The organism is Klebsiella sp. HMSC16C06 (assembly GCF_001808325.1).
In the GTDB taxonomy this organism is placed as follows: Bacteria; Pseudomonadota; Gammaproteobacteria; order Enterobacterales; family Enterobacteriaceae; genus Klebsiella; species Klebsiella variicola.
Map to the genome: position 1 here is coordinate 1 of NZ_KV793017.1, position 7085 is coordinate 7085.

Here is a 7085-nt window from a genome sequence, read left to right on the forward strand (position 1 = left end):
GATCCATCAGGCAACGACGGGCTGCTGCCGGCCATCAGCGGACGCAGGGAGGACTTTCCGCAACCGGCCGTTCGATGCGGCACCGATGGCCTTCGCGCAGGGGTAGTGAATCCGCCAGGATTGACTTGCGCTGCCCTACCTCTCACTAGTGAGGGGCGGCAGCGCATCAAGCGGTGAGCGCACTCCGGCACCGCCAACTTTCAGCACATGCGTGTAAATCATCGTCGTAGAGACGTCGGAATGGCCGAGCAGATCCTGCACGGTTCGAATGTCGTAACCGCTGCGGAGCAAGGCCGTCGCGAACGAGTGGCGGAGGGTGTGCGGTGTGGCGGGCTTCGTGATGCCTGCTTGTTCTACGGCACGTTTGAAGGCGCGCTGAAAGGTCTGGTCATACATGTGATGGCGACGCACGACACCGCTCCGTGGATCGGTCGAATGCGTGTGCTGCGCAAAAACCCAGAACCACGGCCAGGAATGCCCGGCGCGCGGATACTTCCGCTCAAGGGCGTCGGGAAGCGCAACGCCGCTGCGGCCCTCGGCCTGGTCCTTCAGCCACCATGCCCGTGCACGCGACAGCTGCTCGCGCAGGCTGGGTGCCAAGCTCTCGGGTAACATCAAGGCCCGATCCTTGGAGCCCTTGCCCTCCCGCACGATGATCGTGCCGTGATCGAAATCCAGATCCTTGACCCGCAGTTGCAAACCCTCACTGATCCGCATGCCCGTTCCATACAGAAGCTGGGCGAACAAACGATGCTCGCCTTCCAGAAAACCGAGGATGCGAACCACTTCATCCGGGGTCAGCACCACCGGCAAGCGCCGCGACGGCCGAGGTCTTCCGATCTCCTGAAGCCAGGGCAGATCCGTGCACAGCACCTTGCCGTAGAAGAACAGCAAGGCCGCCAATGCCTGACGATGCGTGGAGACCGAAACCTTGCGCTCGTTCGCCAGCCAGGACAGAAATGCCTCGACTTCGCTGCTGCCCAAGGTTGCCGGGTGACGCACACCGTGGAAACGGATGAAGGCACGAACCCAGTGGACATAAGCCTGTTCGGTTCGTAAGCTGTAATGCAAGTAGCGTATGCGCTCACGCAACTGGTCCAGAACCTTGACCGAACGCAGCGGTGGTAACGGCGCAGTGGCGGTTTTCATGGCTTGTTATGACTGTTTTTTTGTACAGTCTATGCCTCGGGCATCCAAGCAGCAAGCGCGTTACGCCGTGGGTCGATGTTTGATGTTATGGAGCAGCAACGATGTTACGCAGCAGGGCAGTCGCCCTAAAACAAAGTTATACAAATGAAAGGAGTCAGCAGTGAGCAAAACAATAGCAGTATTTGCGAGTGCCAGAAGGAATGGCAATACAGGTAGACTTATAGATTGGATCTCTTCTGAGCTAGATATTGGTGTAATCAATTTGTTGGATAAAGACATATCACCCTATGACTATGATCACAAAAACATAGGCGATGATTTTCTTTCTGTGATGAATCAATTGCTAGATTACGAGAATATAATTTTGGCAACGCCAGTTTATTGGTACGGCCCAAGTGCTCAAATGAAGGTATTTATTGATAGAACATCGGATTTTCTGGATGTTGATGAGCTAAAGGATATTGGTAGGCGGCTGCGCAGTAAAACAGGTTTTGTTGTTTGCACATCCATTAGCAGCGATGCTGATAGCTCATTTCTCAATTCATTTAAAGATACCTTCAGATATCTTGGCATGGGCTATGGCGGCTATGTTCACGCAAACTGCGAAAACGGTTTCAATTCTCAAGATTACCAAGCCGATGTTGATAGGTTTATTCATCTTGTAAAAAACAATTGATTTCCAAAATGGTCAATCTGGTTACCAGCAAAATTTGTATAACAAGTCGTTCAAGCCGACGGCGCTACGCGCCGCGGCTTAACTCCAGCGTTAGATGCTTTGCTGTGCGCACAAATTTCGGCCAGCAACAAGACTGTTTTTTTTTCTTAAATCGAACCTAAAATTTCTTCGCGGAACTCCATGGAGAAATATTTTGAAAAATTGGTTATTTCTGGCTACGGCCATTATTTTTGAGGTCATTGCAACCTCTGCGCTCAAGTCTAGTGAGGGCTTTACTAGGTTAGTACCGTCTTTTATCGTCGTAGCGGGATACGCTGCTGCTTTTTATTTCCTGTCGCTGACACTCAAATCGATTCCTGTTGGAATCGCCTACGCAGTTTGGTCGGGCCTCGGGATCGTCTTGGTCACTGCGATTGCATGGGTTTTGCATGGTCAAAAACTAGATATGTGGGGATTTGTTGGTGTCGGCTTCATTATCAGCGGCGTTGCTGTGCTCAACTTGCTATCTAAGGCAAGTGTTCACTAAAACGGTCGCATCTAACCATTCCGTCGAGAGGGACCGCCCACAAGCTGCGCTTGCGGGTTCCCTTCGCGGCTTCGCCGCTACGGCGGCCCCTCACGTCAAACGTTGAACGACAGCTTTCCCAAAAGCTCTACGGCTGCTCTGGGTCGACACCGGTAATCGGATCGTTGCCGCACTGAACAGCGCCCCGTTCCAGGTCGCCTCCATTTATGCGGCTGAACCGAGGGAGAGCAGCTTTACGCCGTCTGGCCGCAGTTCGCCCTTGGGCGACACGTGCCGGTAGAGCGTCTGCCGGGTAATCCCGAGTTCTTCGCAGAGATCGCCCACCTTGGTTTCCGGTTGCCCCATGCTGGCCATCGCCAGGCGTAGCTTGGCGGCGGTCATCTTGAAGGGGCGCCCCCCTTTCCTGCCGCGAGCGCGCGCCGAGATAAGTCCAGCGACTGTTCGCTCGGAAATCAACTCACGCTCGAACTCGGCCAGCGCGGCAAAAATACCGAACACAAGCTTGCCGGCGGCAGTCGTCGTGTCGACCGCCGCACCGTGACCGGTCAGGACCTTCAGGCCCACGCTACGCGCAGTTAGGTCGTGCACGGTGTTGATCAGGTGGCGCAGATCACGGCCAAGCCGATCGAGCTTCCACACGATCAGCGTGTCCCCTTCACGAAGCGCCTTCAGGCAAGCAGCCAACCCTGGGCGATCATCGCGCCTGCCCGAGGCCAGATCCTCGTAAAGGTGCGCAAGGCTCACACCAGCGGCGATGAGCGCATCGCGTTGCAAATTGGTGGACTGGGATCCGTCCGCCTTCGATCCCCGCATGTAGCCGATCAGCACCTTTTCACCCGTCACGTATACGTTCGATTATGTGACAGTGTGAACCGGAAAGTTCTGGTCGTCAAAATTTGTCACTTAACCCGTCATTCTGTCTAAGACATGCAAAGGGCTCATCAGGCTCGTAATGTGACAAAAATTCCGTGGGGATGCCTTCCTTCGCGAAGGTAGCGCGCAACTGTTCCAGGGAAGCGGGGTCGCGCCGACCATAGGAAGCCAACGCGAACAGCGAGCGTGCCGTCTCGGGGTCGTGCCGCGCTTCAATGATGGCGTCATCAATGGCCTTGACCGCACGCTGCCAGTGATCGACGGGTTCGGGCTTCAGCGCTTTCGCCGGCAGGCCACTGGTGAACCCGGTTTGGGGCTCGGACCAGAACAGCTTTGCATGCTCGCCTGGCGGGCTAATATCCCTCACCTCAATCAAGCTGATTGCCGTTGCCGCCGCCTCCAGCATCTGCAATCGTACTGCCGGGTTCAGGGTTTCATACGGTCGCCACAGACTTTGCCCAGCACGCAGCGGATGCCCGCAGCCTTCCCATACTTGGCGGAGATACCCCGCGCAGGTTCCGCACGTCGAAAGCGGGGTGTTCAGCTCATCGAGCAGCGTGCGTATTAGCCGAAACCACAATCCAGCGTGGATGCGTCGGCGCGGCAGCTCCACATGGCCGGTCGTCAGTGCCTGCCAGGTACGCCGGTCCATCACTGCAATCGCGTCGCTGGCGGTGCGCGGCGCAGTGTCGGCGTTATCCCAGCCGAGAAACCGCCCAGGCACGCCCCAATAGGATTCCAGCCAGCAACCATGCAGCGGGCAGCTCAGCATCAGGGGCAGCTTCCATGCAAGCAGTACGGCTTGGTTTGCCGGGTCGTTCAGACAGAGCGGACAGGCGCGATGTATCGGCTGGCTGGGCAGCCAGGCACGCCAGTTCGTGATGGATCGCGTCCTACGGCGGAGTTTCGGCAGCAGCACCGAGAGCTGGAACGCATAGGTTTCCAATGCGTCTGGAATCTGATCATCAAGGCTATCCAGTAGCCAAGGCACCCAGCCGGCGAAACTCATGCAACGCAGCCGGTCCAGCTCGATGCCGCTCCGCTGGAAGAGCATCATCAGCAGCGACAGTGGTGGCGCGGTATCCAGGTCATCAACCTGGCCGTGACCAAGATCGTGCTCCAGCAGGTCGGACACCTCCATGTGATAGCAAAGGGCCACGCGGTTGAGCCATGAAGACAAGGCTTCGCCTTCCTTGGGAGCCGGATGCAGCGGCCAGCGTGGCGCTGGCTTCACATCAGTTCCCGCTCGAATTGCCGACGCCGCTCGCTTGGGCCGGTGTAATCGGCCATGCTGAGCGTGCGGTGGTTGATCGCTTCCTCGCCGCTCTCCACGGCGACGAGGGCCGCCGCCATCAGCAAGTGCGCCAGTTCGCCGATGGTGCCCTCGCTGCGTGTGAGCAGGTAGCGGGCCATGTCCAGCGTGGCAATCGACGAGGGTCGCCGCAATGGAAGCGAAGCGGCGAAGCTGGCCAGCAGTGAGCAGCAATCGTCGTTGGCCTCCCACACCGGCAGCATCATGGGCTCGAAGCGGTTTTCCAATTGGTCATCCGAGCGGATGGCCAGGTAGGCGTCGCGCGTGCCGACCCCGACCAATGGGATGCGCAGCTCATTGCCGAGGAAGCGCAGCAGGTTGAGAAATTCCCGCCGGTTGACGCTGTTGCCGGCCAAGACGTTGTGCAGCTCGTCGATCACCAGCATGCGCACGCCGACCTTGCGCAGCAGTGCCAGCGCCAGTTGCTCCATTTCCGGCAGCCGTGGGCGCGGGCGCAATGGTGCCCCCATCGCGGCAAGTAGCGCGACGTAGAAGCGGATCACCGACGGTTCGGACGGCATCTGCACGACCAGCACCGGCATGTGTTCCTGGTCCGCGTCGGAGCTGGCCGGATGCGTGCGCCGGAATTTCTCGATGATCATCGACTTGCCGTTGTTGGTCGGGCCAACCAGCAGCAGGTTGGGCATGCGTTGCTTGTTTGGCCACGCATACAGGGTTTCCAGCCGGTTCAGCGCCTCGACCGCGCGCGGGTAGCCGATCCAGCGGTCGGCGCGAAGGCGCTGGATGCGCTCGTCCGCCGGCAGCCGAGCCAGCCCCTGTGCAGCTGGCAGCAGGTGTGACAAGTCGATGATGGGATATTCGTCCACGGCTACCACTCCTCGATCTGGTCGAACGGTTTGGCCGGAGGCAGGTTGTCTGCCTGCGGATCAGCAACGTCCGTTTTCGGCGGAATCGGCTTGTCCGGCGGAGGCGATGCCTTGAGGTGCTGGCGTCGATCCGCGTCGCGCCGCGCCTTGCGCGTGGCCTTCTGTGCGGTGGTCACGATCTCGCGCATCTGCCCGATCATGCGGAACAGCGCCGACTCATCCACCTGTTCGCGTCCCTGCTGCCGCAATTTCGTCAGCGCCTGCCGTTGTTCCCAGAGGGTGACAGCCGGGTGCGACAAGGTACGGTAGGGGATTTCCAGGTAATGCTGCCCCTCCGGTTCCAGCACCCAGATACGGCTGATGTCACGCGGGTCGCGCCGGATCAGGAAAGCGGGCAAGCGGTCGCGTCGTGCGATCCACGGTTTGAGCGCATCGGCGTAGTAGTGAATGTGGTCGATGACAAAGCCGGTGCGAGTCAGAGTACGGCGAATGATGGGCAGGAAATCGACCAAAAAAGCCAAGGCGCGGGTGACGACAGCCGGTACACCGACACGCGCCACGGCTTCTGACCAGCGCGCCGCCGGCGGCTGAAGCAGGCCGTTGTGCACAGAGCCGTGATAGGTGCCCACCGCCAACGTGAGCCAGCGCTCCAGCTCACGCAATGTCAGGGCGGCCTTGTTTTCGGAATCGTAGTCCCCGCGCTGGTCAGGGTTGGAGAAGGTCGTCCCTGGCAATTCATCGTGGATCATCTGCATCGCCGTACCGATGATCCGTTCCACGATGCCGCCGTAGTGCGGCTGCCCTGGCGGACGATAGTCCAACCGGATGCCGTGCTGCTCGCAGCCACGGCGCAGCGCCTCGCTCTTGAACTCGGCCGCGTTGTCCAAGTAGAGCAGCCTGGGCTTGCCGCTCATCGGCCAATCCATTTCTATATTCAGACCCTCCAGCCAGGGACGCTTGTCGCAGGCGACATGCACAAGGCACAGGCCGACCGAAACAGATGACGGCGCTTCCAGCGTGACGACCATGCCGAGCACGCAGCGGGTAAACACGTCGATGGCGATGGTCAGATACGGACGGCCAATCGGTTGCCGGTCGCGCTCGTCCACCACGATCAGGTCGATGACCGTGTGATCAATCTGCACTTGTTCCAGTGGCGCGGTCACGGCGGGAGGCTCACCACCGACACCTTGCAGGCTGCGGGACGCATCCTGACCTTCCCGGCGGCGAGTGGCCTTGAGCGGGTCGAGGCCGGCGATCCGCAGGGCCAAAGTGTTGCGCGCCGGCACCCGTAGCTTTTGCGCTTTGCAAGCCTGCGCGACCTCGCGGTGGAACGCCGCCAGGCTACGCTTCTGCTTGGTCAGGAAGCGCTTTTGCAGCAACTCGCGGATGATGCGCTCAACTGATTCCGGCAAGCGTCCCTTGCCTTTTCCGCCGCCGGACTGGCCGGGAACCAGGTCCGTCACAAACCCAGCACCTTGCCGGGCACGCCGGATCAGGACATACACCTGCCGCCTGGATAGGCCCAGCGCTTGAGCAGCGGCATCGGCGGCTTCATGCCCAACCACTTCAAGCGCTGCCAGCGGCCCGATGATTTCGGTCCGGTGCCGGGCCTGTGCCCATGCCGCATCGGGCAGGGTGGCCACGCCCTGCTCGGCAATTGGTAATGTGTCTGACGCCATGCTCACACCTCGCTTTGGTGCACACGAGTATTGAGCATAG

At 59.5% G+C, this 7085-nt stretch carries 7 protein-coding genes; 2 read left to right on the top strand and 5 right to left on the bottom strand.

What is annotated here, in order from left to right; genetic code table 11:
- Positions 1-135: 135 nt before the first annotated feature.
- Positions 136-1149 carry a class 1 integron integrase IntI1 gene (gene intI1 / locus HMPREF3142_RS22375; RefSeq protein ID WP_000845048.1) on the bottom strand — a complete coding sequence of 338 codons (1014 nt, stop codon included), beginning with the start codon at positions 1147-1149 and terminating at the stop codon, positions 136-138.
- A gap of 160 nt (positions 1150-1309) precedes the next feature.
- Here intI1 and HMPREF3142_RS22380 point away from each other — a divergent pair, with 160 nt between their 5' ends.
- Both HMPREF3142_RS22380 and qacG2 read left to right on the top strand, forming a co-directional pair.
- The gene (locus tag HMPREF3142_RS22380; RefSeq protein WP_003830721.1) at positions 1310-1825 is read left to right on the top strand and encodes a flavodoxin family protein; all 516 of its coding nucleotides are present in this window, start codon (positions 1310-1312) and stop codon (positions 1823-1825) included.
- Positions 1826-2018: 193 nt separating this feature from the next.
- The gene (qacG2, locus tag HMPREF3142_RS22385) at positions 2019-2351 is read left to right on the top strand and encodes a quaternary ammonium compound efflux SMR transporter QacG2 (protein WP_003830719.1); all 333 of its coding nucleotides are present in this window, start codon (positions 2019-2021) and stop codon (positions 2349-2351) included.
- Positions 2352-2555: 204 nt separating this feature from the next.
- Here qacG2 and HMPREF3142_RS22390 read toward each other — a convergent pair whose 3' ends face one another.
- From HMPREF3142_RS22390 to HMPREF3142_RS22405, 4 genes are all read right to left on the bottom strand, one after another.
- Positions 2556-3179: a recombinase family protein gene (locus HMPREF3142_RS22390; RefSeq protein WP_070612635.1), complete on the bottom strand. Its 624-nt coding sequence runs from the start codon at positions 3177-3179 to the stop codon at positions 2556-2558.
- Positions 3180-3240: 61 nt separating this feature from the next.
- Entirely contained in the window at positions 3241-4458 is a 1218-nt protein-coding gene (locus HMPREF3142_RS22395; protein WP_003830790.1) for a TniQ family protein, read from the bottom strand.
- Positions 4455-5363, bottom strand: coding sequence for a TniB family NTP-binding protein (locus tag HMPREF3142_RS22400; protein WP_003830789.1), 909 nt, complete (start codon positions 5361-5363; stop codon positions 4455-4457). The genes HMPREF3142_RS22395 and HMPREF3142_RS22400 overlap by 4 nt, the downstream gene beginning before the upstream one ends.
- A gap of 2 nt (positions 5364-5365) precedes the next feature.
- Complete coding sequence (locus tag HMPREF3142_RS22405; protein ID WP_003830788.1) at positions 5366-7045, bottom strand: Mu transposase C-terminal domain-containing protein; 1680 nt, start codon at positions 7043-7045, stop codon at positions 5366-5368.
- Positions 7046-7085 lie beyond the last annotated feature (40 nt).